General features: G+C 45.5%; 19 protein-coding genes. 14 read left to right on the plus strand and 5 right to left on the minus strand.

What is annotated here, in order from left to right:
• The first annotated feature begins 30 nt into the window (after nt 1-30).
• From ACZIX4_RS03625 to ACZIX4_RS03660, 8 genes are all read left to right on the plus strand, one after another.
• Nucleotides 31-1,152 (plus strand): N-acetylmuramoyl-L-alanine amidase family protein, encoded by a 1,122-nt coding sequence (locus ACZIX4_RS03625; protein WP_463334249.1) that lies wholly within the window; start codon nt 31-33, stop codon nt 1,150-1,152.
• Between the two features lie 31 nt (nt 1,153-1,183).
• A complete protein-coding gene (locus ACZIX4_RS03630; protein ID WP_463334250.1) occupies nt 1,184-2,299 on the plus strand; it encodes an N-acetylmuramoyl-L-alanine amidase family protein in 1,116 nt (371 codons plus the stop codon).
• A 77-nt stretch (nt 2,300-2,376) separates the two neighbouring features.
• Nucleotides 2,377-3,348 carry an MlaD family protein gene (locus ACZIX4_RS03635; protein ID WP_463334251.1) on the plus strand — a complete coding sequence of 324 codons (972 nt, stop codon included), beginning with the start codon at nt 2,377-2,379 and terminating at the stop codon, nt 3,346-3,348.
• A gap of 54 nt (nt 3,349-3,402) precedes the next feature.
• The gene (locus tag ACZIX4_RS03640; protein ID WP_463334252.1) at nt 3,403-4,734 is read left to right on the plus strand and encodes a 4Fe-4S dicluster domain-containing protein; all 1,332 of its coding nucleotides are present in this window, start codon (nt 3,403-3,405) and stop codon (nt 4,732-4,734) included.
• 28 nt (nt 4,735-4,762) lie between these two features.
• Nucleotides 4,763-5,215 carry an LNS2 domain-containing protein gene (locus ACZIX4_RS03645; protein WP_463334253.1) on the plus strand — a complete coding sequence of 151 codons (453 nt, stop codon included), beginning with the start codon at nt 4,763-4,765 and terminating at the stop codon, nt 5,213-5,215.
• 8 nt (nt 5,216-5,223) lie between these two features.
• Entirely contained in the window at nt 5,224-6,015 is a 792-nt protein-coding gene (locus tag ACZIX4_RS03650; protein ID WP_463334254.1) for a (Fe-S)-binding protein, read from the plus strand.
• 17 nt (nt 6,016-6,032) lie between these two features.
• Complete coding sequence (locus ACZIX4_RS03655; protein ID WP_463334255.1) at nt 6,033-6,515, plus strand: ABC transporter ATPase; 483 nt, start codon at nt 6,033-6,035, stop codon at nt 6,513-6,515.
• A 95-nt stretch (nt 6,516-6,610) separates the two neighbouring features.
• A complete protein-coding gene (locus tag ACZIX4_RS03660; RefSeq protein WP_463334256.1) occupies nt 6,611-9,514 on the plus strand; it encodes a glycoside hydrolase family 3 N-terminal domain-containing protein in 2,904 nt (967 codons plus the stop codon).
• Nucleotides 9,515-9,665: 151 nt separating this feature from the next.
• On the opposite strand, the gene ACZIX4_RS03665 is transcribed toward ACZIX4_RS03660, so the two are convergent.
• Entirely contained in the window at nt 9,666-10,835 is a 1,170-nt protein-coding gene (locus ACZIX4_RS03665) for a proline dehydrogenase family protein (protein WP_463334257.1), read from the minus strand.
• Nucleotides 10,836-10,926: 91 nt separating this feature from the next.
• Between ACZIX4_RS03665 and aroB the strand changes: the two genes are divergently transcribed.
• The 5 genes from aroB (at nt 10,927) to ACZIX4_RS03690 (ending at nt 15,900) form a co-directional block, all read left to right on the plus strand.
• Complete coding sequence (gene aroB, locus ACZIX4_RS03670; RefSeq protein ID WP_463334258.1) at nt 10,927-11,994, plus strand: 3-dehydroquinate synthase; 1,068 nt, start codon at nt 10,927-10,929, stop codon at nt 11,992-11,994.
• A gap of 299 nt (nt 11,995-12,293) precedes the next feature.
• Nucleotides 12,294-13,712, plus strand: a complete 1,419-nt coding sequence (locus tag ACZIX4_RS03675; protein WP_463334259.1) for a type III PLP-dependent enzyme domain-containing protein — start codon at nt 12,294-12,296, stop codon at nt 13,710-13,712.
• 33 nt (nt 13,713-13,745) lie between these two features.
• Nucleotides 13,746-14,717, plus strand: coding sequence for a deoxyhypusine synthase family protein (locus ACZIX4_RS03680; RefSeq protein ID WP_463334260.1), 972 nt, complete (start codon nt 13,746-13,748; stop codon nt 14,715-14,717).
• Between the two features lie 7 nt (nt 14,718-14,724).
• The gene (locus ACZIX4_RS03685) at nt 14,725-15,171 is read left to right on the plus strand and encodes a DNA primase (RefSeq protein WP_463334261.1); all 447 of its coding nucleotides are present in this window, start codon (nt 14,725-14,727) and stop codon (nt 15,169-15,171) included.
• A 243-nt stretch (nt 15,172-15,414) separates the two neighbouring features.
• The gene (locus tag ACZIX4_RS03690) at nt 15,415-15,900 is read left to right on the plus strand and encodes a hypothetical protein (RefSeq protein ID WP_463334262.1); all 486 of its coding nucleotides are present in this window, start codon (nt 15,415-15,417) and stop codon (nt 15,898-15,900) included.
• A gap of 2 nt (nt 15,901-15,902) precedes the next feature.
• On the opposite strand, the gene ACZIX4_RS03695 is transcribed toward ACZIX4_RS03690, so the two are convergent.
• From ACZIX4_RS03695 to ACZIX4_RS03705, 3 genes are all read right to left on the minus strand, one after another.
• Nucleotides 15,903-16,721 carry a sulfite exporter TauE/SafE family protein gene (locus ACZIX4_RS03695; RefSeq protein WP_463334263.1) on the minus strand — a complete coding sequence of 273 codons (819 nt, stop codon included), beginning with the start codon at nt 16,719-16,721 and terminating at the stop codon, nt 15,903-15,905.
• 190 nt (nt 16,722-16,911) lie between these two features.
• Nucleotides 16,912-18,684, minus strand: coding sequence for a RagB/SusD family nutrient uptake outer membrane protein (locus tag ACZIX4_RS03700; protein ID WP_463334264.1), 1,773 nt, complete (start codon nt 18,682-18,684; stop codon nt 16,912-16,914).
• 5 nt (nt 18,685-18,689) lie between these two features.
• Nucleotides 18,690-21,782 (minus strand): SusC/RagA family TonB-linked outer membrane protein, encoded by a 3,093-nt coding sequence (locus tag ACZIX4_RS03705; RefSeq protein ID WP_463334265.1) that lies wholly within the window; start codon nt 21,780-21,782, stop codon nt 18,690-18,692.
• Nucleotides 21,783-22,184: 402 nt separating this feature from the next.
• On the opposite strand from ACZIX4_RS03705, the gene ACZIX4_RS03710 reads away from it, so the two are divergent.
• Nucleotides 22,185-23,258 (plus strand): phosphatidylinositol-specific phospholipase C1-like protein, encoded by a 1,074-nt coding sequence (locus ACZIX4_RS03710; RefSeq protein ID WP_463334266.1) that lies wholly within the window; start codon nt 22,185-22,187, stop codon nt 23,256-23,258.
• A gap of 133 nt (nt 23,259-23,391) precedes the next feature.
• Here ACZIX4_RS03710 and ACZIX4_RS03715 read toward each other — a convergent pair whose 3' ends face one another.
• Nucleotides 23,392-25,218: a metallophosphoesterase family protein gene (locus tag ACZIX4_RS03715; RefSeq protein ID WP_463334267.1), complete on the minus strand. Its 1,827-nt coding sequence runs from the start codon at nt 25,216-25,218 to the stop codon at nt 23,392-23,394.
• Nucleotides 25,219-25,291: the final 73 nt, after the last annotated feature.

Raw genomic sequence — 25,291 nt, forward strand, 5'->3', positions numbered from 1 at the left:
TGTCAGTAGCAGTAAAATAACCAAAACGCAATGAAAAGGAACACGGAATTAAAACAGGCTTTTTGGCTTTTTATTATGTCATGTGCAGTATCATTTGCACAAAGCGGCGCAAAATTCAGGGTAGTAATAGACCCCGGGCACGGCGGTAAAGACTTCGGGGCCGTGTATAACGGCTTTGTAGAAAAGAACATCGCCCTAAACATTGCCCTCAGGACAGGCAAGATTTTAGAGGGTGACTCCTTTATAGATGTAACCTATACACGGAGCACCGACGAATTTGTACCCCAGGCCGACAGGGCTGCTGCGGCCAACAGGTCGTCGGCAGATATTTTTATATCCATACACTGTAATACCGAGGCGAAGAAGCAGGCTTTCGGCACCGAGACGTATGTGCTGGGTACCACCAAAAACATTAACAGTGCCGAGGTGGCCAAAAAGGAGAATGTCGTAATTACCCTCGAAAAAGATTTTAAGGAGAAGTACGACGGCTATAATCCCGCTGCGCCTGAGGTGATAAACGGTTCGCTTGCACAGCAGGATGCTGTATTGTCTAAAAGTTTGGATTTGGCAAGTAAATTGCAGGAAGGCTTTACGGGTATAAAAAGGAAAAACAGGGGCGTAAAGCAGGCTCCGTTGTGGATACTCAATAAAGTGACCATGCCTGCCGTTTTTATAGAAATAGGTTTCCTGTCATCCCAGGATGAAGGGGTGTATATAAACTCTGATGCCGGGCAGGACGAACTGGCCCGTGCCATAGCCAAGGCGGTTACCGAATATAAAAAGGAGTATTTTAACGGCAGCAGCCAGCCTGCAGCTACTACCAAGCCGGGCATAGCAGCACCCGAACCTGCCAAACCGGTACGTACTGAAACACCTGCGGCTACTGCTGTGGCAGGCAACGTGGTTTTTAAAGTGCAGATAGCTGCCAGCGGCAGGGAACTGGAACTTACCCCGGCCAACTTTAAGGGGCTTGATAAGATAACCAAAGATGGCGCATCGCCATCTATAAAATATTATTACGGTTCTACGTCTCAATATGACGCTGCCAAAACCCTTATGGAAGAGGCCAAGGCCAAAGGCTATACCGGCGCTTTTGTGGTGGCTTTCAGGGACGGGAAAAAGATTACAATACAGGAAGCAATTAATAAATAGGGAGTTTTAAAACCAATTACAGGACTTGAACATGGGAAAACTAATTAACCGGGGCTTTATGCTTGTACTGCTGTTTACAGGCATGGCTGTTTTTGCCCAGGATTTTAAAATAGTACTCGATGCAGGCCACGGCGGCCACGATACCGGAACCAACCACAACGGGCACATGGAAAAGGAAATTGTGCTGAAAACGGTTTTAAAACTTGGGAAAATATTAGAGCGGGAACCGGGTATAGACGTGATTTACACCCGTAAAACCGACGTGTTTGTAGAACTGCGTGAACGCGCCAATATAGCCAATAAAGAGAATGCCGACCTGTTTGTATCTGTACACTGTAATGGGGTTAAGGCGGCTTCGGCATATGGTACAGAGACCTTTGTGATGGGATTGTACCGCGCCGGTATGAACCTTGAAGTGGCCCAAAAGGAGAACAGTGTTATCTACCAGGAAAAAGATTACCAGAAAAAATATAAGGGCTTCGACCCGAACAGCCCTGATACGTATATAGGCCTTTCGGTGCAGCAGGATGAGAACCTGAACCAAAGTGTGGTGCTTGCCACAAAAATACGCGACGGTTTCCGTGGGCTTAAAAAGAACGACAGGGGCATAAAGCAAATACCGCTTTGGGTGCTTGATGCCACCACCATGCCGGGAGTACTGGTAGAGCTTGGCTTTGTATCGCATAAAACCGAAGGGGCTTACCTGGACAGCGATGCCGGGCAGGATGAACTTGCCGAAACCCTGGCTGAAGCTATTATTGATTATAAGAACCTCGTTAAAGGGAAAACTGTAAGCAGCAGGGAGTATGAAAAACAGCGTGTGGAAAAAGACGATGTAAAAACTGCCGAAGTAAAACCCGAAAAAGAAACTGAGGTTACAGCCAAAGCAGGGGTGGTGTTTAAGGTGCAGATTTCGGCGAGTAACCGCAACCTGGATACCAAGCCGGCCAACTTTAAAGGGTTGAGGGATATATCTAAAGAAAAGGAAGGGAAGCTCATCCGTTACTTTTACGGTGAAACGTCTGATTATGACGAGTCGAAAGAGCTTTTGGCGAAGGCCAAAAAGAAGGGGTATAACTCGGCTTACATAGTGCCCTTTAAAAATGGTGAAATTATAAGTATGAGCGAAGCTTTAAAGAAATCGTAGGTACCGGTAAAGCTTTAAAATAATATTCACACTTACATAATTTTATTTGTCCTACATTTGTTAAAAAATATTACGTTTTGAAAGTTACAAGAGAAGTAAAGACTGCAATTTTAGTATTAGGCTCTGTATTGATATTTATATGGGGCTATAGCTATTTAAAAGGAAAAGACCTTTTTAATTCATACAAAACATTTTACGTGGTGTATGATAACGTAGAAGGGCTTGCACCTTCGGCACCCGTAACGCTTAATGGTGTTACTGTAGGTAAGGTAAACGACATACAGTTTAAGGATGCCGTAAAAGGGCTGGTACAGGTAGAATTGCTTATAAAAACCGATTTCCCTATTTCTAAAACCAGTGTGGCTACGTTGTACGAGCCGGGTTTAGGCCTTTCGGGTAAGCAGATAGCACTGGTGCCTGATATGAAAAATACACAGCTGGCAGAAGATGGTGATTTCCTTTCACCAAATCTTCAACCCGGTATGTTTGCACAGGTAGGCGATAAGCTTGGCCCATTACAGTCTAAAGTGGAAGCTACTGTAACCAGTGCCGACAGCCTGCTGCACAACCTTAATAACATACTGGATGTGCAAACCCAGCAAAACCTGCGTATAGCCATATCTGAAATGAGCAATACCATGAAAGAGTTTAACCGCGCAGCCCACACGCTAAACGGCACCCTTGAAAATAATAAAGGCCACATAGATGCTACCATGGCAAACCTGGATAAAACAAGTGCTAACTTTGCTAAGGTTTCAGATTCACTAAGCCAGGCGAATATTGGTGAAGCCGTGAAGAAGCTTGAAAAATCGTTGGCTAATGTAGACAACATTATAAACGATGTACAATCGGGCAAGGGCACACTGGGCAAGCTGATGAAGGACGAGGGCATGTATGACAACCTTAACGGCGCATCTAAAGAACTGAAAGAACTGCTTGCCGATATGAAGGCAAACCCTAAGCGATATGTACATTTCTCCCTGTTTGGAAAAAAAGCAACTCCTTATAAAGAACCTAAGGAGGAAGAAGAGAAGGCAAAAAATGAATAAGTGGTAAAATAATCACACTTTTTTCTATATTTGTTGAAATAATTGCCTTTGTATATGGCCTATATCGATAATGTAATTTTTGTGCTGCTGCTTGTTGCAGGTTTTGGATTCTTTGCAAAGAATGTAAAAAAACTGATACGCAATATTAAGCTTGGCCGCAGTGTAAACCGGTCAGATAATCCTTCTGCCCGATGGAACAACATGGCCATGATAGCCCTGGGCCAAAGCAAAATGGTACGCCGCCCTGTGGCAGGTTTCCTGCACATTATCGTATACGTAGGCTTTGTGCTTATCAACATAGAACTCCTTGAAATTATCATCGACGGTATTTTCGGTACGCACAGGCTGTTTGGCTTTATGGGCGGTTTCTATAACTTCCTTATCGCTTCGTTCGAAATACTGGCACTGGGCGTTATTGTATCTGTAACCACATTCTGGATTCGCAGGAACATTATAAAACTTTGGCGTTTTGCCCATGGCGACCTTAAAGGCTGGCCTAAAAACGATGCCAACTATATCCTGTACTTCGAAACCGTACTGATGCTGCTCTTCCTTACCATGAACGCAGCAGACCACTACCTTCAAGCGCAACATTTCGGGCATTACCATACTGCCGGTGCTTTCCCGGTTTCGGGCTTTATTTCGCCAATATTCAACGGCATGAACCCTGAAGCGGTTGAAATCATAGAGCGTGTATGCTGGTGGCTGCACATATCGGGCATCCTTGTTTTCATGAACTACCTTTACTATTCTAAGCATTTGCACATACTGCTGGCATTCCCCAATACATACTATGCCAAACTGGAGCCAAAAGGCAAGTTTGACAACCTTGATTCGGTTACTGCCGAAGTGAAGCTGATGATGGACCCGAATGCCGACCCGTTTGCTGCCGCACCCCCGGCTGCCGAAGGTGAAGCCCCGGCCAAATTTGGCGCAAGCGATGTGCAGGACCTTAACTGGGTACAATTGCTTAATGCGTATACTTGTACCGAATGCGGCAGGTGTACTTCGTCTTGCCCGGCTAATCTTACCGGTAAGGAGCTTTCGCCGAGGCTTATCATGATGAAAACGCGCGACAGGCTGGAGGAAGTAGGTAAGAATATGGATGCCAACAACGGCACATTTGTTGATGACGGAAAAGCATTGCTTAACGACTATATCACCCCCGAGGAACTTTGGGCATGTACTACCTGTAACGGCTGTGTAGAAGCCTGTCCGGTAAACATAGACCCGCTGTCTATAATCATGGACATGAGGCGTTTCCTTGTTATGGAGCAAAGCGCGGCCCCTACCGAGCTTAACGGTATGATGAGCAATGTGGAAAATAACGGTGCACCTTGGCAATACAGCCAAATGGACCGCCTGAACTGGAAAGAAGAGTTGTAATTTTGTATAAACGGTATTTAGATTAATTATGAAAGCAGAAGACATTGACAAGAACCTGCAGCAGCTTACCGAAAACGGTGAGCATGTGAGCCCTATACTCCCTGAGGGCATAAAGAACTATCTGATAGATATAGACGGAACCATTTGCGACGACATACCGAATGAAGAGCCGGAAAGGATGGTTACAGCCGCTGTATACCCCGATGCGCTGGAAACCCTTAACCGCTGGTATGACGAAGGACATATTATATTCTTTTTTACCTCACGTACAGAGGCGCACCGCCAGGTTACAGAAGAGTGGCTTAACAAGCACGGCTTTAAGTACCATGGTATGGTAATGGGCAAGCCGCGCGGGGGCAATTACCACTGGATAGACAACCACCTGGTAAAGGCCACACGTTACAGGGGTAAATTTACCGAACTGATAGAAAAAGAGGTTACCATCCAGGTTTTTGACGATGGTAAGCACGACCAAGACTAATATTACTTATGAGCGAAAGCATTAATGTACCTACAATGGCCGACATGATGGCCACCGGACAGCAACCTGAAGTTTTGTTTTGGGTGGGCTGCTCGGGCAGTTTTGACGACAGGGCAAAAAAGATAACCAAAGCATTTGTTAAGTTACTTAACAGTGCCGGGGTTTCGTTTGCCGTGCTGGGAACGGAAGAAAGTTGCACCGGCGACCCTGCCAAAAGGGCGGGCAATGAGTTCCTGTTCCAGATGCAGGCCATGATGAACATTGAAGTGCTTAATGCTTATGATATTAAAAAGATAGTTACGGCTTGTCCGCACTGTTTTAATACGCTTAAAAACGAATACCCGGGGCTGGGAGGTACCTACGAAGTAGTGCATCATACCGAGTTCCTGAAGTCACTGCTGGATGACGGCAGGCTGAGCATAGAAGGCGGGCAGTTTAAGGGTAAGAAGATTACCTTCCACGACCCGTGCTATTTAGGCCGTGCCAATAACATTTACGAAGCCCCGCGCGACCTTATAGAAAAACTGGATGCCGAACTGGTGGAAATGAAACGCAGCCGCCGTAATGGCCTGTGCTGTGGTGCCGGTGGTGCGCAGATGTTTAAGGAACCCGAAAAAGGCAACAAGGATGTAAATGTAGAGCGTACGGAAGATGCGCTGGAAACACAGCCCGAAATTATTGCTGCCGGATGCCCGTTTTGCAATACCATGCTTACCGATGGCGTTAAGGCTAAAAACCGCGAGCACGATGTACGTGTTATGGACGTGGCTGAACTGATAGCCAACGCGAAAGATTTATAAATAAAGGAGAAACGATTATGTACGTTCCGTTTGAGACCCTTCCTGAAGAGGCAAGGATATGGATATACCAGAGCAACAGGAAATTCAGCGACGAGGAAGTTGCCGAAATTGATGCTGCCGTAAAAGATTTTGTAGAACAATGGGCAGCCCACGGCACCGGCCTTGAGGCTTCTTACACCATAAGGTACAGCAGGTTTATTATCCTGGCGGTAAACCAGGAAGGCCAGCATGCTACAGGCTGCAGTATAGATGCTTCGGTGCATTTTATACAGCAATTAGAGCAAAAATATGGCGTAGAGCTGCTGGACAAAATGAATGTAACCTTTAAGCAGGGTGAGTTTATTACCCACAAGCCGCTTATTGAGTTTAAAAAGCTGGCTAAGGATAAGTCGGTTTCGGCTAATACTATTGTGTTCAATAATTTAGTGAATACGGTAGGCGAATGGCAGGATTACTGGGAGGTACCCGCCGCCGAAAGCTGGCACAGCCGCTTTTTCTAAAATTTAATAAACAAACAAATACTGATAGGCAAATCATCATTATACTACATAATGGTGATTTGCTGTTTAAGTATATAAGACATACACAACAATTGATGAAAAGGTTTTTTATCTTATTTACTTTACTGGCGCTGCAAACGGCCTTTTCGCAGCACAAGCCGCTCAGCTACAAGTCTGAGGCCGAGCGAAAGTGGTCGGACAGCGTGTACAGCAGCATGACCTTTGAGGAGCGTGTGGGCCAGCTGTTTATGGTGGCGGCGTATTCTAACAAGGATTCGGCACACGTAAAAGGCATAGACAAGCTTATAAAGGATTATAAGATAGGCGGGCTTATCTTTTTCCAGGGAGGGCCGTATCGCCAGGCGAAGCTTACGAACCGTTACCAAAAGGAAAGCAAGCTGCCATTATTCATCGGTATAGATGCAGAATGGGGCCTTAGTATGAGGCTGGATTCTACCTATCGTTTCCCGTGGAATATGACACTGGGTGCCGTGCAGGATAATGAGTTGCTGTATAAAATGGGGCACCAGATGGCGCAGCAATGCCGCAGGATGGGCATACATTTTAACTTTGCCCCGGTGGTGGATATCAATACCAACCCGGCTAACCCAATCATTGGCAACCGTTCGTTTGGTGAAGATAAATATAATGTAACCAACAAAGGCTCGGCATTGATGAAGGGTATACAGGAGGGCGGAATCTATGCTACGGGCAAGCACTTTCCCGGGCATGGCGATACGGCTACCGACTCGCATTACGGCCTTCCACAGGTTAATTTTGATTACCGACGCATAGATGATACCGAACTGTACCCGTACAAGCGGCTTTTTAGCGAAGGGCTGGCAAGTATCATGGTAGCGCACCTTAATGTACCTGCACTTGAACCGACACCCGGTTTGCCAACATCATTATCATACAATACCATAACACGACTGGTTCAGGGTAAGATGGGCTTTGAAGGGCTTGTATTTACCGATGCCCTGAATATGAAAGGGGCAAGCGGTTATATGCAGCCCGGCGATATAGATGTGGAAGCATTCCTTGCGGGTAATGATGTACTGCTGTTTGCCGAAAATGTGCCGGTAGCGGTAGAAAAATTCAGGCAGGCATATACCGATAGCGTACTGTCTGATGAGCGCCTGGAGTATTCAGTAAAGAAGATACTGGCGTTTAAGTACCGTATCGGTTTGCACAAAACCCCGGTTATTAACCTGAACAATATTTTTAATGACCTTAATGCACACCAGTATGACGACCTTAATTTCAGGTTGTATGAAGATGCTGTAACCGTACTGAAGAATGACGAAAATATACTTCCGGTGGCTGCGCTTGAAAGCGAAAGTGTTGCCTACGTAAAGCTGGGCGATGACGATGGCGGCAATTACCTTGAAAACCTTAAGAAATACACGAATGTTACCGAGGTAAAGAACGACACCCTGCCGAACCTTGTCAATGCCCTGAAGCCGTATACCACCGTAGTGGTGGGTTACCACAAAGCTGACGGTGCCTGGAAAAAACACGATTTTTCGGCAAAGGAACTGCAATGGCTGGATACCATTGCCAAAAATAAAAGGGTAATACTTACGGTGTTTGCTAAGCCGTATGTGCTGAATAACATCAAGAATTTTAAAAATATAAAGAGTGTTGTTTTGGCGTACCAGAACAACAACTTTGCGCAGACCGTAGCCGCCGAAATTATCTTCGGAGCAATAGGTAGCAAAGGTAAGATCCCGGTAACGGCGGGTGGTTTCCCGGCTAACCTGGGTATTTCCACGAAGCCGCTGGGCAGGCTTGGCTTTACCACACCCGAAAATGTGGGTATGGACTCGAAGAAGCTGGCACAGATAGATGCGCTTGCACAAAAGGCCATCAGCCAGCAAATGACGCCCGGCTGCCAGGTGCTTGTGGCACGCCACGGCAAGGTGATTTACCAGAAATCGTTTGGTTACCATACGTATGATAAGGTGACGCCGGTAAAGAATACCGATATTTATGATGTGGCTTCGCTATCCAAGATACTGGGTACATTGCCAAACGTAATGCAGCAATACGACCAGGGCCACCTGAAGCTTGAGGATAAGCTGGGGCACATACTGCCGTATTTCCGTAAGACGGATAAGGCTAATATTACCGTGAAGGATATGTTGCTGCACCAGTCGCGTTTCCAGGCATGGCAACCGTTTTACAAAGAAACACTTGATTCGCTGGGGCATCCTGATACGTTGTATTACCGCAATGCGTATTCAGACCAGTTCCCGGTATTGGTTGCCGATAACCTTTACCTGAGGGCTGATTACCCAACGGTGATGATTGACAAAATAGCCAACAGCAAGCTGCTTACCAAAAAGGAATATAAGTACAGTGATTTCAACCTGATATTGCTGAAGGAGTACCTTGAAAGTAAAACGGCAACCACGCTGGATGTACTTGCCGATACCAATTTCTATAAGCCGCTGGGTGCTACTACCACTACCTACAACCCGCTTACGAAGTTTGACAAAAGTATAATCCCGCCTACCGAGGTAGATACGTACTTCCGCCATCAGACCATACAGGGCTACGTGCACGATATGGCTGCTGCCATGATGGGCGGTGTGGCCGGACATGCGGGTGTGTTTAGCAGCGGGCTGGATGTGGCCAAGATTATGCAGATGTACCTGCAAAGGGGCTACTATGGCGGCAAACATTATTTCTCTGCCAAAACATTTGATACCTTTAATACTTGCTATGCCTGCAATGAGGGCAACCGTCGCGGCCTTGGTTTTGATAAGCCACAGCTGCCCGGCACGCAGGGGCCTACCTGTGGCTGTGTGTCTATGGCGAGTTTCGGGCATACCGGTTTTACGGGTACCATGGCCTGGGCCGACCCTGAAACGGATATCGTTTACGTATTCCTGAGTAACCGTACCTACCCGGATGCTACCGACAATAAACTGTCTAAAGGTAACATACGGGAGGACATACAGAAGGTAATAGAGGAGGCGATTTTGGACAAGTAAAATTTCAGATTTTAGAATGTAGATTGCAGAATGAGCTTCACTCATTATCCATAAAAGAAACTCTACAGAATCAATACAATATAAAACAGCCGCATCGGATTATCTGATGCGGCTGTTTGTTTATGGATGATTTTCAATTCGTAATTCTAAGTTATTCCAGTTTACGGCGTTCGCGTTCTGTTTTAAGCAGGTTCAGTTCGCGGCTGGTTTGCCCGGCTACCGATGTGTTTTCTTCGGCGCGGCGTATCAGGTACGGCATTACATCGCGCACGGGACCAAAGGGCAGGTACTTGGCTACATTGTAACCGTTGGCTGCAAGGTTAAAACTAATGTTATCGCTCATGCCGTATAGCTGACCAAACCATACACGCTTGTCGCCTTTGTCTATACCGGCTTTGTTCATCAGTTTTATCAGCTTGTACGAACTGTCTTCGTTATGCGTACCGGCAAATATCGCCATGCTGTCTATGTGGTCCACCATGTAGGCGATACAGTCGTTATAATTAATATCGGTAGCTTCCTTGCTGATACAGATAGGGGAGATGTAGCCCAACTCTTCGGCACGCTTGTTCTCCTTTTCCATATACGCGCCACGCACCACCTTCATACCAATATGGAAACGCTCTGCCTTAGCCCTTACATGCAGTTTTTTCAGGTAATCCAGCCTGTCCCAGCGGTACATTTGCAGGGTATTGAACACTATGGCTTTCTCCTTATTGTATTTCGCCATCATGTCGGCTACCAGGTTATCGGCGGCATCCTGCATCCAGCTTTCCTCGGCGTCTACCAGTACAGGTACATCGCTTTCGTAGGCGGCTTTGCACACTTTTTCAAAACGGTTGGTTACGCGTTGCCATTCGGCGGCTTCCTCCATGCTCAGGGTTTTTCCTTCGCCCAGCTTTTGCCACAGGTCAAAACGCCCGAAGCCCGTAGGCTTAAATACCGCAAACGGTATGGCTTTACGCTCCTTAGAAAATTCTATTACTTTTAAGGTGATGTCCAGCGCCTTGTCAAATTCGCTTTCTTCCTCTTTGGCTTCCACCGAATAATCAAGTACAGACGATACCCCTTTGGTGTACATTTTATCTACCACCGGCAGGCAGTCTTCCTCATTGGTACCGCCGCAAAAGTGGTCGAACACCGTGGCGCGGATAAGCCCCTCTACCGGAAGGTGCGCCTTCAGGGCAAAGTTGGTTACCGCAGTGCCTATGCGTACCAGTGGCTGCGAGGCTATCAGTTTAAACAAAAAATACGCCCTTTCCAGTTCGGTATCGCTTTTCAGGCTGAAAGCATTAGCTGTGTTGTTAAAAATCTTCTCCATTTTGGTTAAAAAATCTGTTACAAAGATACATACAGCATGAGAATTTATAATATAAAATACTTTATTTTGCTATATCTATAAAATATTATCCATGCAGCACATAAACGGCTCAGATTACACGGTTTATTTTGATTCAGATTGTTACGCTTACCTGCAGCAATTGCTGGTAGCGGGCAGCTACAGCCGTATTTTTATCCTTACCGATGAAAATACGGCAGCACACTGCCTTCCGCGCTTTTTGGGCAGCCTTGCCACAGAGGTGCCTATAGAGCTGCTGGAAATAGAGCCGGGTGAGGAGAACAAGAACATAGACACCTGTATACAGCTTTGGGAAGCCCTTACCGAACTGGGTGCCGACCGCAAGAGCCTGATGATAAACATAGGAGGCGGTGTGCTTACCGATATGGGCGGTTTTGTGGCGCTTACCTTTAAGCGCGGTATGGATTTCATTAATGTGCCTACAACGCTGCTGGCTATGGTAGATGCATCGGTAGGAGGGAAGACGGGGATAGACCTCGGCGCACTGAAAAACCAGGTGGGTATAATAAGCAACCCGAAAGCGGTGCTTGTAGATACCGCTTTCCTGGAAACCCTGTCCATGGAGCAAATGCGCTCGGGGCTCGCCGAAATGCTGAAGCACGGCCTTATAGCCGACAGGGGCTACTGGAACGAGTTTACCAGCCTGGAGTCGCTTACTACAGACGACCTTGCTACGCTGATACACCGTTCGGTAGAAATAAAGAATGAAGTGGTGTTGCAGGACCCTACCGAAAAAGGCCTGCGTAAAATACTGAATTTCGGGCATACGCTGGGGCATGCCATAGAATCGTACTTCCTTGAAAGCGAGGATAAAGAAACGCTGCTGCACGGCGAGGCCATAGCTATAGGCATGGTGCTGGAGGCGTATATTTCCAAGGAGATGGGGCTGCTGCCGGAAACGGAATACCGCGAGGTAAAAGAGGTAATAAAAAGCCTGTACCCGGCTGTAGGGTTTACGCCCGGAGATATAGAGATAATCATGTCACTACTGGTACACGATAAAAAAAATGAGGCCGGTGAGGTGAAATTTACACTTCTGGAAAAAACGGGCAAGGCAGTTATCAACAAAAACGTTGAGAATTTATTGATTATCAAGGCGTTTGAGGACTACCAAAACTAACATTTTTTTAAGACATTTGTTTTTAAATACGCATTATATTTTTTTACATTTGCCGGGATGAAATTTAAACTTACGTCGTTTTTGCCCTTAGGGGAAGCCAGCAAAAATTCGATTCGGGGAGCAGTTGCCCCGGACAAAATTGCTGTTAGCAACGTATTGTTTGCAGAAATTTTGTATAACATACTTTGCAGCCGCGAAAAGCTACAGATACGCTATGCCAATATCAGGGTTTGAATAGCAGAAGATAACTTTAGGGATCAAGATCTTAAATTTTATAGTCACTTACAAACATTCTGATAATGAACACTAAATATTCTGACCTTATTAACCAAACATTTTACTTCCCGCAGGAAGAGTTTACCCTTAATAAGGAAAACCAATTGCAGTTCCACAATATAGATCTTATGAAGCTTGTGGAGCAGTATGGTACACCGCTTAAGTTTACCTACCTGCCACAAATTTCTAACAACATACGCAAGGCTAAGGACTGGTTCCGCAATGCCATGGAAAAAAACCAGTACGAAGGCAAGTACTACTACTGCTACTGTACTAAGAGTTCGCACTTTGAATTTGTGCTTAACGAAGCTTTTAAGAATAAAATCCATATAGAGACCTCTGCTGCGTTTGACGTAGATATTGTAGAGAACCTTCTTAAAAACGGTAAAATAAACAGGAACACGTATGTTATTTGTAATGGCTTTAAGCGCGACCAGTACATAAGCAATATAGCCAGGCTTATAAACAACGGCCACAGCAGGACTATTCCTATCATAGACAACTTTGAGGAGCTGGACCTGCTACAGGAACAAATTCCTGGCAAGTTTAAAATCGGTATCCGTATTGCCAGCGAGGAAGAACCGAAGTTTGAGTTCTATACATCGCGCCTTGGTATCGGTTATAAAAATATTGTACCTTTTTACCGTAAGCAGATACAGGAAAACAAGAACCTGGAGCTTAAGATGCTGCACTTCTTCATCAACACCGGTATCAGGGATACGTCGTACTACTGGAACGAGCTTGCCAAATGTCTTAAAGTGTACGTAAGCCTTAAAAAGGAGTGCCCTTCGCTGGACAGCCTTAACATAGGCGGCGGTTTCCCTATTAAGAATTCGCTTGCATTTGAATACGATTACCAGTACATGATCGATGAGATTGTGAACCAGATAAAAATTGCCTGTGAAGATGCCGAGGTAGATGTGCCGCACATCTTTACTGAATTCGGATCGTTTACCGTAGGTGAGAGTGGTGGTGCCATATACAAAGTGCTTTACCAGAAACAGCAAAACGACCGTGAAAAGTGGAACATGATAGATTCGTCTTTCATTACTACACTACCGGATACATGGGCCATAAATAAGCGTTTTATTATGCTGGCCATAAACCGTTGGAACGACCAGTACGAGCGCGTACTGCTGGGCGGCCTTACGTGCGACAGCGACGATTATTACAACTCTGAGCAAAACTTAAACGCCATATACCTGCCTAAGTACAGTAAAGATAAGCCGCTGTATATTGGCTTCTTTAATACGGGGGCTTACCAGGAAACCATAGGTGGTTTTGGCGGGCTTCACCACTGCCTTATACCGCAGCCGAAGCATATACTTATAGACAGGGACGAAAACGGCTTCCTGGCTACAGAAGTGTTCTCTGAGCAGCAGCAGGCCCCGGATATCCTTAAGATACTGGGCTATGAGGTAGAGGGTAAGAATGACAAGTAAAAAGACATTGATAAACTAAAATACAACAAACAAATGAACAAAGGACCAATAAGCCAGTTCATCGAAAAGTACTACCTGCACTTTAACTCGGCAGCACTTGTAGATGCGGCAAAAGCTTATGAAAAGCAGCTGCAGGACGGTGCCAAGATGATGGTTACCCTTGCCGGTGCCATGAGTACAGCAGAATTGGGTAAAATATTTGCCGAAATGATCCGTAAAGATAAAGTACAGATCATTTCATGTACGGGTGCAAACCTTGAAGAGGATATTATGAACCTTGTGGCACACAGCCACTACGAAAGGGTACCTAACTACCGCGACCTTACCCCGCAACAGGAGTGGGACCTGCTGGAGCGTGGCCTTAACCGTGTTACCGATACCTGTATTCCGGAGCATGAAGCATTCCGCCGCCTGCAAAAACATATTTATAAGATATGGAAAGATGCAGATGATAAGGGCGAGCGTTATTTCCCGCATGAGTTTATGTACAAAATGCTGCTTAGCGGTGTGCTGGAGGAGTACTATGAAATAGACCTTAAAGACAGCTGGATGTATGCTGCTGCCGAAGCTAACCTGCCTATTATAGTACCGGGATGGGAAGACAGTACCATGGGTAATATCTTTGCGTCTTACGTGATTAAAGGCGAGCTTAAGGCAAGCACCATGAAAAGCGGTATAGAGTACATGACGTTCCTGGCAGAATGGTATACTAAAAACAGCGATAACGGTATTGGCTTCTTCCAGATAGGTGGTGGTATAGCCGGTGATTTCCCTATCTGTGTGGTGCCTATGCTGTACCAGGATATGGAGATGCACGATGTGCCGTTCTGGAGCTATTTCTGCCAGATATCAGATTCTACAACAAGTTATGGTTCATACTCAGGCGCTGTGCCTAATGAAAAGATAACATGGGGTAAACTTGATATAAATACGCCAAAATTTATTATTGAAAGTGATGCTACTATCGTTGCACCTCTTATATTTGCGTACCTATTAGATTTATAATTGACATATGAAAAGAGTTATTGTTGATTACGCCAAGCTTACAAACGAAATTTTGACCCTGCTGGTTGAACGGTTTCCCGATGGCTATGATGATTCGCACATCATCCGTTTTAAGAATGCCAAAAACGAAACTATTGAAGCCGTAGAGGTTAAGACCGAAGACACTATTTACCTTGTTAAGGTAAGCACTAAACTTGCCGACAGGATAGAGAATTTTGACGATGACGACATCGACGAGCCGGCAGATGACATGGATGCACTAAAAGACCTGGAAATGGGCGGTGACGATGACGATGATGATACCCCTAAGAAGGAAAAATCAGGTTCCCGTGACAGTGATGGCGATGATGATGATGATTCGGATGACGACGATGATGATGACGATGACGACGATGATGAAGATCGTGATTATGACGATGATGAGGATGACGACGATGAAGACGACGACAAATAGCCTTTAAAACAGATACTACAAATAGCCCCATTTTGGGGCTATTTTTTTGAACTGATTTAAGCTTTTTTCAATTGGCTGTAAAATGGTCTTTTTATCCCATATTTTACTTGTTTTTTTACTCCGTAGCGCTGCTATGCATTGTAAAAAAGCTAAAATATGGGACAAAAATCCCTATTTCTCGCTTCAATCAAAAAAGCTTAAATCAGTTCATTTTATGGTACGGCATTTGCAACTGTTGTAGTTATGAGAAAGATAATTATGCTGTTAGCAATGGTCCCTATGCTGTTTGCTTCGTGTAACGATAAAGCAAAGGGGACAGGCGATGTGGTAATAGGTGATGCCGTACCACAGCCCGAAACCGTAAACGGATACCAACGCTTTTTAAAAGTAACGGAGTTTAACGATACTACCAGAAACATGGTATTACGCGATACCCTGGCTTTCGACCTGAACCGTATGGGCGACAGCATTAGCGGTAACCTGCTGCTTAAGCCTTATGAAAAAGATAAAAAGCAGAGTACGTATAAAGGTGTTATTTCGGGGAATGCCGCGCGTGTTATTGCGGTTTCATCTGCCGAAGGCGAGGTGTATAAGGAAGAGCTGTTTTTTACCCTGACCGACAGTGCCGTGGCCATAAAATTTGGCGAAATGGTAAAAGGGAAAAACAATGTTTGGTACTACAAAAACAAGAATACCGCCCACCAGGAAGTGTTAGACAGGGTAGAGTAGTGTTATCGGATAAATATCCTTACCCCAACAATAATAAGGCATACCGAAAGCGCCTGTAGTATAACTGAACTTTTCAGCTTGTTAGAAAAGTGTGCACCCAGTTGGGCACCCGGTACCACACCGGCGGCAAGCAGCACTATCAGTTTCACTATTCCGGGGCTGTTATATGTGCCTTCGGTTATGTGGGTAATCACGGTTACTGTAGCCATTATCGAAAGAATGAAATGCGAAGTAGCCGTGGCTATATGTACAGGAAAACGCAGCCAGTTTACCATGGCCGGTACGTGGATAATACCACCACCTATACCCAGCAAAGGCGATATAAAACCTACCACTACACTGATAAGGTTGCCCTTCATTTTACTGAAGCTATAGGTAAACGTTGCGCCGCTTTTATCGGTTAAGGAGTGGGTGGTAAGCCCTTTGGTATTTGTCGTTGTTGTGTCGGTTTTTAATGACCTGCTGTTTTTGTAAAAAAGGTATACCGCCAGTACTACCAGCAATACCCCAAAAACTACGCTAAAGGCATCGCGTGGGATGTATTTTACCAAAATAGCCCCAAGTATAGAACCAGGTATGGTAAATGCCCCAAAGCTTATACCGGCCTTATAGTCTATTCGGCCAGATTTGGCATAAGCTACCGTACCCGAAATGGCATTAAGCGATACTACCGCCATAGAGATTGCCGTAATACGCTCGGTGCCCAACTCAGGGTAAAAAATAAGCAACAGAGGCACAAGGATAAACCCGCCCCCGGCACCTATAAGGGTACCGCAGCTGCCTATAATAAAACCGGCAAGTATGAGAAGGATATTTTCCACTTGTTTGGCGTATTGCGAAACAAATTTCAGTAATATTTACGCTTTATCCTAATAGTTTTGAATTTATTTCATTTTAAAAGCTATTTTATTGATAATATTGTAAAAATATAGATTTAGTAGACTAATGCAAAAACAACAAGGGCTGCCCGGTAAGGCAGCCCTTTGTATAAGGAACTATTTGGTATAAATATTAGTTCGGGTAACCCTGATTTTGGGTAAAGTCTTTAGAAATATCCATAGTAGACTGCGGTATAGGGAAAATCCTCCTGTACGGCTCGGTAGCCGGTTTTGCAGAACCCGGAAGTGCCTGCTCATACTTACCAAAGCGTATCATTTGCGGCCTTCTCCACATTTCCCAGTAGGTTTCAAATCCTATTTCCCTGTACAGGATATCCATGGTTATAGACGGTATGGCTACACCCGGTGCATTGCCATAAAGCGCCTCACGTGTACGGCTGGTGCGCAGTATGTTAATGTCGGCAAGGGCAGCAGCGCTGTTACCTTTACGCATGTAAGCCTCAGCCCTCATGGTGTAGATACCTCCCAAACGGTACAGTGATATGTCTACGTTGCTGGAACCGTTACCTTCTTCAGGGTCAAATTCATATTTAAAGCAACGTGCACCACGGTTAATCTGGTTTTGTGCAAACACAGCCTGTGTAGGGTTATCAAAGTTAAGCGCCGGGGTAAAGTTCATAGGAGTGGTGGTACTCTTTTCGCACACCAGTTGCGATACTTTTATCCTGCCGTCTACCATTTCAAGTGTACCGCCCGATAGTAGTTTAGGGCCGTATTGCTGACCTGACAGTATACCCCTGTTAAAGTGGAACCAAGGGTTTTGTGTGCCCGGTACTATGCTTGTAGCCGGTACGCTTACGTCGGTACCGTCATTCATAAACCAGGTACCGTCGCTGTACTGGTAGTGCCTTGAGAACCTTGGGTCGTCATGGAAACCGTCCCATGTAGCAAAGAACTCAGGTGTAAGGCAAGAACCGTTTGTACCCCTGTTACCGGATGAGCACCTTTGGTTACGCTCACAGCTCATGTAGGCAAGGTCGTTATCGCCATTGTGTACGTAGTCTATTTTTTGCACTATGGCAAAAATAAGCTCGCTACCGTTAGTATTATCAATGTCAAAGCTGTGGAAATAGTTGCTTTCCAGGCTGTACAGGCCAGAGTTGATAATGGCGCTTGTGTATTCTATAACCTTGTCCATATCGGTACCGCTGCCGTTTACAGCCGCCTCGTTAAAGTTAAAAGAAGCGCTGGTATTGTAACGGTCTTTAAATACGGCACGGTTAAGGTACATAGAGCTAAGCAGGGCATAAGCCGCCTGTTTTGTAAAACGGCCGTGGTGTGTACCCTGGGTGTTCATATCGGCAAGGTTAGGCAGCAGGCCTTCTACTTCTACAATAAGTTCGTCTATAGCAGTATCGGCCTTACGTATTTCCAATGGCGCATTAGGGTCCAGTGGGTTGCGGTACGGAGCCTGCCCGAAAAGATCCAGCGTATGGTAGGTATAAAAGGCAAGCAGTCCCTGGGCTTCGGCAAGGAAAAGCTCTTTTTGGTCTATAGTACTTGCACTAATGATGTTTATAGCCGTAAGCGAACGAGAGATACCATTGGTAAGGTTGTTCCAGTTAGTGGTTACTACCGGGTTATCAGGAGCCCAGGTAAACTCGTGCATGGCGCGCCATTTTCCGCCGTCGCCCCAGTCACTGCCTCGTGTAGGCAGTAACGACATGTCGCTGGCATAGTCCTGCATGGCTATCATACCACCGTTATCTACAAAAGTTCCGTCGCCAAGGCGGTCATAGGCTGCGGCAAGGGCACCGGCAGGATCTGAAGCATCTGAACCCAGCACTTCATCCAGCACCTGCTCGTTCAGCGATGTACAGCCTGCAAGGATAATTGCTGTAAAGGCTGTAAGTAAAAGTTTTCCTTTATGTTTATTCAGTTTCATAGTAATTATATTTTCAGGGTTGCACCTAATATGATTGTCCTTGAGGTAGGGTATGCACCGTAGTCTATACCGATACTCTGGTTACCACCGCTCGATTTTGGCGAGTTAATAAGTGGGTCGTAGCCTGTGTAATCTGTAATGGTAAACAGGTTAGTACCGGTTACGTACAGGTTGAGGCTTTGCAGCCAGTTAACGCGTGGGTGCTTAAAGGTGTAACCAAGGCGTGCACTGTTAAGGCGCAGGAAGTCTGATTTTTCAAGGTATAGTGTAGATACCTGCGGAGAGTTAGACGGGTTAGCGCCGCTGTTGTAATAATCTGTAGCTACGTTCCTGTCTGATGCAAGGTTGTTAATGTTAAGCGCGTTAAGGCCGGTATTGTTTAGCAGGTAACCGCCGGTTTGGCCTATGATAGACATAGAGAAGTCAAAGCTCTTATAACGCAGGTTAGTGTTAAGGCCGTAGGTAAACTTAGGCAGTGCACCTTCTTTTATAAAACGGTCGTTGTTGTCTATAACACCATTGTCGTCTTTGTCTACGTAAGTGGCAGCGCCGTTTTCGTCAAATCCTTTAAACTTAAGCAGGTAGAATGAACCGGCTGCATATCCGCTTTTGTATATGTTAGCCAATACACCGCTCTGGCCCGGGCCAGATACTGTACCCGAAAGTATTTCAGATACAGGAAGGTCTTTAATTTCGTTTTTAAGGGTAGCACCGTTAACGTCTACAGACCAAGAGAAATCCTGTGTGTCTATGATTTTAGAACCCAGCATTACCTCTACACCTTTGTTTATTATTTTACCGTTGTTTATGTTAGTCCATACATAAGTTGTAGGGCTAAGTACCGGGGCAGGGATGTAAAGGATAGCATCTGTAGTGGTCTTGTTAAAGTAATCAACAGTACCGTATAGCTTATCGTTCAGGAAGCTGAAATCTGTACCTACGTTGTACTGGGTAACCACTTCCCACTTAAGGTCAGGGTTTGGCGTACGTACTACCGATATACCGTTTACAAGGTCCAGGTCGTCATACAGGTAATAACCTTCTGACGGGCTAAGTGCATAAGCAGCCTTTGTCTGCTTGTTCTGTACGTCCTGGTTACCGGTTTGTCCCCAGCTTAGGCGAAGCTTCAGGTTGTTCAGGGTTTTAGAATCTTTAAGGAAGTCTTCCTGCGAAATGTTCCAGCCAAGTGCAGCCGACGGGAAGTAACCGTACTTGTTGTTGCTACCGAAACGTGTAGAACCATCTGCCCTTAATGAAGCCGTTACAAGGTACTTATCGTTAAAGGTATAGTTTATCCTTCCGAAGTACGATTGCAGCTCGTTTATCTGTGCATAACCCGATACACCGGCCTGTGTACCCTGGAATGCAGGGTTATCTGCAGGGTTTACGCCTGTGTCCTGGTCGGCAATACCGTCCATGATGAAGCTGGTACCGCTACGCTCAAATTTTTGGTAAGAGAAACCGGCAAGGGCTTCAAACTTATGTACACCAAACGTTTGGTTGTAGGTAAGGTAGTGTTCTAAAAGTGAACTTTTAGACTCCATATTACCCTGTACATAACGTCCGTTAGGGAAACGGTCGGTAAGGTTAGGGTACATGGTAGTATTCCTTTCAGACATAGAACGGTCTATACCTACGTTCAGCTTATACTCAAGCCCGTCTATAATACGGAACGATGTTTCTACATTACCCAGTATACGTGTAGTGCGGGTTTCATCGCTGTATACGCTTAGCAGGTAAGCAGGGTTGTAGTGGGCGTTCATGTTAAAGTTAGTGTACTCTCCGTTTTCGTCGAATACTGAACGGGTAGGGTTAGCCATCAGCGCGTGGATGATAAGCTGTCCGTCGCTACCGCCGTCGTCACCTGTAGGTACGCCGCTGTCTTTGGTTTCGCTGGCGGTAAGGTTAGCCTTAACGCGCAGGCGTTTGTTATCCAGGAATGATTCGGCTACGTTTACCCTTCCGGTAGTACGCTTAAAGCCGCTGTTGTGTACAATACCTTCCTGGTCCATTTGCGAAAGCGATACATAGTAGTTACCGGTATTCGTTTGTTTAGAGAACGAGAAAGAGTTGTTTTTGGTTACGGCAGTGCGGTATATTACATCCTGCCAGTCAGTATTTCCGCCGTGGTCAAATGCAGGGTCGCCGCCGGTTTCTGTAAGTGCATTGCGGTACTGGCTTGCGCTAAGTACATCTATTTTGTGCCCTACCGATGAATAACCAAGGTACGAATCCACAGTAAAGTTGGCTTCGCCTTTTGCGCCTTTTTTAGTGGTGATGATTACCACACCGTTACTACCACGAGCACCATATATGGCAGCGGCAGAAGCGTCTTTAAGCACGGTCATCGATTCGATATCGCTTGTGTTCAAAAAGTTAAGCGGGTTTTTGGCAGATGATGAACCAAAACCCATGTTAGGGCCCGACGGGCTTGCGTCGTCATTAGTAAGCGGCACGCCGTCTACCACAAATAGCGGAGTACTACCGCTACGTATAGAGCCTATACCACGTATACTTACATTAATACCTGCACCGGGCTCACCGCTGGTAGGTACTACGCGTACACCGGCTACCTTACCCTGAAGCAGGTTATCGGCAGAGATGTTTACACCCTGGCGGAACTGCTCGGTACTAAGCTGTGTTACAGATCCTGTAAGGTCTTTTTTAGTCTGGTTACCGTAACCTATAAGTACCACTTCCTGAAGCTCGTTAGCATCAGATTTCATGTTTACGGTGATTTCACCGCCGTTTACAGTAACGGTTTGGGTAGCAAAACCCATAAAAACCACTTCAAGGGCAGCGCCCTGTGCGGCTTCAATTTCAAAGTTACCGTCCATATCGGTAACGGTATTTTTTCCGGTGGCTTTATTTATAATGGTAGCTCCCGGCAGCGGCATACCGGCTTCATCCAGTACGCGTCCTTTTACAGTTTGTTGAAATGCAGCGGCCTTAGTGGCTTTTGCTGCTACGGTAAGCATATTTGTGCTTATATTTACCGTTGCGTTTGCCTCAGCACTGTACCCGGCCTGTAAAGCCAGTAGGGCAGGTGCTATAAAGCAATACTTTTTAAGGTTGAAATGTGTAGTTTTAAAATACATTGGGTTTTAAGTTGTTTGTTTATACATGGCTTAATACTCCGGCCGTAACTGTTGCAGCAGTTGCGGCCCTTTTTTGTTTTGGGCGTGCCAAAAAGGGTTATATCATAGGCAAAGTAGTTTTGTTTTATTGTAAAATTCAGGTCTTTTACAGGATAAAAAAGTTAGCTGCGAAATAACTCAACAACGGGCGGAAACGTTTTTTTTAAAGGTTATTTTTAAATTAAGAAGATGTTTACAAACCTAACCTATGTTAGCTCCTATAACGTTTTAAAAGCAAGCATTGGTTGGTTTTTGTTAACATAAAATTGACGGTAGGTTGCAGTTTTGTTCCTGTTTTGGTAACATGGCTGTAATAATGGGGGAGTAGCTTTGAAATCCTGAACAATACACTAAATTCCCGATATGAAATTTTTTCAATTACCGCTTGTGCTGGCTCTCGGCATAGGCTTTTCATTTTCTGCCACGGCGCAAAACGACAACCTTAAACTGAACCAGGTACAGGTTATCGGTTCGCACAACAGCTACCGCAAGGCTATAGAGCCGCAACTGTATGAAGCCATACATAAGCTTGATACCGCGCGCGACCTTAGCGGCCTGCAATACGACCATATAGAAACCACCAAGCAGCTGGATATGGGCCTGCGTAACCTGGAGATAGACATTTATGCCGATACACAGGGCGGCAGGTATGCCCACCCGAAAGGGCTGGAGCTGGCCAAGCCTACAACTCCTTATAATAATAACGGCGCTATGGATAAGCCAGGCTTTAAGGTGTTCCATATGACGGATGTGGATTTCCGTACGTGGTATACTACGTTTGATGAATTGCTTATTGCCCTTAAAAAATGGAGTGATACACATCCCGGCCACGAACCTATATTCATTACCCTGGAACCAAAGGATGAAGACAGCAAGCTGGGCGGTACTGCCGAAAAGTATTCGCCACAGGTGTATGATGCTGTAGATGCTACCATTATTAAAAACCTGGGCAAGGACAAGCTGATAACGCCTGATATGGTACGCGGCAACTACAAAACTCTTGAAGAAGCCGTACTGAAAGGTAACTGGCCTACGCTGAAACAAGCACGTGGCAGGTTTATGTTTATACTGGATAATAATGGCGAAAAGCGCGACCTGTACATGAAAGGGCATCCTTCGCTTAAAGGCCGTGTGGCTTTTGTAAACGTAAAGCCGGGTACGCCCGAAGCGGCTGCCATGTTCTTAAACGAACCGCAGAAAGATAATATTAAAGAAATGGTAGAGAAGGGCTACATCATCCGTACGCGTGCCGATGCCGATACTAAAGAGGCCCGTAAAAACGATTACAGCCGTTTTGAAGCTGCTAAAAAATCAGGGGCGCAGATAATCACTACCGATTATTATTTGCCGAGTACGTTTTTCAATTCAACGTATCATATTTCATTTGATAAGAATACCTATTTCAGGGTTAACCCGGTTTCAGGTAAAGTAAAATAAACAGGAGTTTCCTGTAACGGAAGCGGGTCTGCTCTTCCATTTCGACCATCGGGAGAAATCTCTTTAAAAATGAATATTTTGAGATTTCTCGGCTTCGCTAAAGCTTCGCTCGAAATGGAAGAGTTGTCCCGTTTTATTTTTTAGTGATAGTACCTTTCAGTAAATCAATAGAGAAATTCCCGGCGGGGTCACCTTTTTGAAGCATATCAAAAATATTATAAAACAAAGTATAAGAAGCTATTACTTTATCTGTTTGTTTAAGCTTATTTTGATGTTTAATGATGAGGTTATACTGTTTCAGGCGCTGTTTCCCGATGTCTTCCAGGGCAAGGCAATCGGCGCTTTGCAGGCGGTACAGGTCGTACACCCAGTCGGCACCCGTCCAGCTTTCCAATTCCTTTTTACTAAGCTTTTCCTTTTTCAGCACTGCATTGATATTGCCATTACCCACGGCAGTTACAAGCAGTTCATAACCTGTTTTGGCAGTAAAGTTTTGTACAAACTCCTCAGGCCATTCCTTCGGGATAAACCTCAGGCGTACCAGCTCCCTCAGGTGGAATTGCGTAAACTCCTTATAGCTTGTGGTTTCAAGTATGGCCTTGTTCCAGATGTCTTTGGCACCTATGCTTTGCAGATGGGTATATTCCATTTTGTACAACCCAAACAACTCATTAAACCTTGGTACGTCTTTTATCACTACGGTTTCTACTTCCATGCGATTTTTATCGTGCAGGGTAAGCAACTTATACGCAGGTATGTATGCCGCCAGTGAGGGCGACTGTATGTTGAACAGCGTGTTGCCATTAGCCGTTTTGCGGATGCCCGTATCGTTAATATGCATGTGACCCGCAAAGTGTATTTTTATGCCCGCATCGGCAAAAGCCTGCGCCACATCCTCATGCGGTACGCGCTCCATCTGCCATTTGCCCTCGCCCAGAAGTTGTTCTATCTGACCCGATGCCCCGTCGTTATATTCCACCATAGGGTAGTGGCTGAAGGCTATTAGGGTTTTGCCGCGTTTTTCGGCTTCTGCGGCAATGTTTTTTACCCATTCTATCAAATGCTTTTTATGGCGCATCACATTATTATAACCAATGGACGCCCCTGAATAGTTTGCCGGGTTAGCCGCATTGCCGTCGGCATTCTTTTTCGGGATGTATACATTGCCGTCCAGGGCCAGCAGCCAAAGTCCGGCTACAGGTTCGGCAACATAGCTGGCATCGGGCACAACATAGCCGGGGCTTACCTCATATTTACGGGTAGTATAGGCCGCTTCATTTGATGCTTTGCCAAAAGTATAATCATCATAATTGTAAGTGCTGAACGGCGTTGCCCAAAATCGGTAACCCGGCTGCGGGTAAAACCCGAAATCCTTCAGCGTACTGCTGATGCCGTCGTACCCCATGGTGGCAATATCCTTAGTAATCACCGCCGGGAGGGTATTCGCATCCGTATTTTTATACAATCCCTCTTTACTGAAAATGGGTTGGTTTTTACCTCCTTCACCCAAGAAATCGTCCTTACCTGCGGGAGCGTCCCACGGGGCTACCGGGTCGTGGTTTCCGGTGGTTATGAAAAATTGTATGCCGTATGTATTGCTGTACTCGTTAAGTATGCGTTGCAACCCGCGCAGGTGTATGGGCTGGCCGTCATCGGTATAATCGCCGGGCAGAGCCACGAGTTTCACGCCCCTTTTGGCAATATCATCCAGCGCTGCCAAAAAGGCAAAATAGTTCTCATTAAAAATACGCGTGCTGTGCAGCTGCGCATCCATGGTACGCATCAGTACGGGTTTACCGTTGGCAGGGTTGGTTATGCCTTTATAATCGGTATCGGCAAGCTGCCCGTAGAGATCCTGCAAATGCACATCGGCCAGGAAGGCTATCTGTGTACCTTTCTGCTGGGAATATAGCATTGACGATAGCAGCAATGCCACTATTATGGTAGTAATTTTCTTCATCTTAAAAAAACGGCTATAATAGTAAAACTGTTGTTTAATGCGTTTAAGCCATTGTTATTATTTGTTTTTTTAT

This window comes from Flavobacterium niveum (assembly GCF_055231775.1).

Bases quoted from the DNA above. Each gene is read 5' to 3' on its own strand.
- ACZIX4_RS03675 (WP_463334259.1), top strand. From the start codon at position 12,294: ATGAACACTAAATATTCTGACCTTATTAACCAAACATTTTACTTCCCG.
- ACZIX4_RS03700 (WP_463334264.1), bottom strand. From the start codon at position 18,684: ATGAAACTGAATAAACATAAAGGAAAACTTTTACTTACAGCCTTTACA.
- ACZIX4_RS03630 (WP_463334250.1), top strand. From the start codon at position 1,184: ATGGGAAAACTAATTAACCGGGGCTTTATGCTTGTACTGCTGTTTACA.
- ACZIX4_RS03685 (WP_463334261.1), top strand. From the start codon at position 14,725: ATGAAAAGAGTTATTGTTGATTACGCCAAGCTTACAAACGAAATTTTG.
- ACZIX4_RS03645 (WP_463334253.1), top strand. From the start codon at position 4,763: ATGAAAGCAGAAGACATTGACAAGAACCTGCAGCAGCTTACCGAAAAC.
- ACZIX4_RS03655 (WP_463334255.1), top strand. From the start codon at position 6,033: ATGTACGTTCCGTTTGAGACCCTTCCTGAAGAGGCAAGGATATGGATA.
- ACZIX4_RS03705 (WP_463334265.1), bottom strand. From the start codon at position 21,782: ATGTATTTTAAAACTACACATTTCAACCTTAAAAAGTATTGCTTTATA.
- ACZIX4_RS03650 (WP_463334254.1), top strand. From the start codon at position 5,224: ATGAGCGAAAGCATTAATGTACCTACAATGGCCGACATGATGGCCACC.
- ACZIX4_RS03665 (WP_463334257.1), bottom strand. From the start codon at position 10,835: ATGGAGAAGATTTTTAACAACACAGCTAATGCTTTCAGCCTGAAAAGC.
- ACZIX4_RS03715 (WP_463334267.1), bottom strand. From the start codon at position 25,218: ATGAAGAAAATTACTACCATAATAGTGGCATTGCTGCTATCGTCAATG.
- aroB (WP_463334258.1), top strand. From the start codon at position 10,927: ATGCAGCACATAAACGGCTCAGATTACACGGTTTATTTTGATTCAGAT.
- ACZIX4_RS03680 (WP_463334260.1), top strand. From the start codon at position 13,746: ATGAACAAAGGACCAATAAGCCAGTTCATCGAAAAGTACTACCTGCAC.
- ACZIX4_RS03640 (WP_463334252.1), top strand. From the start codon at position 3,403: ATGGCCTATATCGATAATGTAATTTTTGTGCTGCTGCTTGTTGCAGGT.
- ACZIX4_RS03625 (WP_463334249.1), top strand. From the start codon at position 31: ATGAAAAGGAACACGGAATTAAAACAGGCTTTTTGGCTTTTTATTATG.
- ACZIX4_RS03690 (WP_463334262.1), top strand. From the start codon at position 15,415: ATGAGAAAGATAATTATGCTGTTAGCAATGGTCCCTATGCTGTTTGCT.
- ACZIX4_RS03660 (WP_463334256.1), top strand. From the start codon at position 6,611: ATGAAAAGGTTTTTTATCTTATTTACTTTACTGGCGCTGCAAACGGCC.
- ACZIX4_RS03710 (WP_463334266.1), top strand. From the start codon at position 22,185: ATGAAATTTTTTCAATTACCGCTTGTGCTGGCTCTCGGCATAGGCTTT.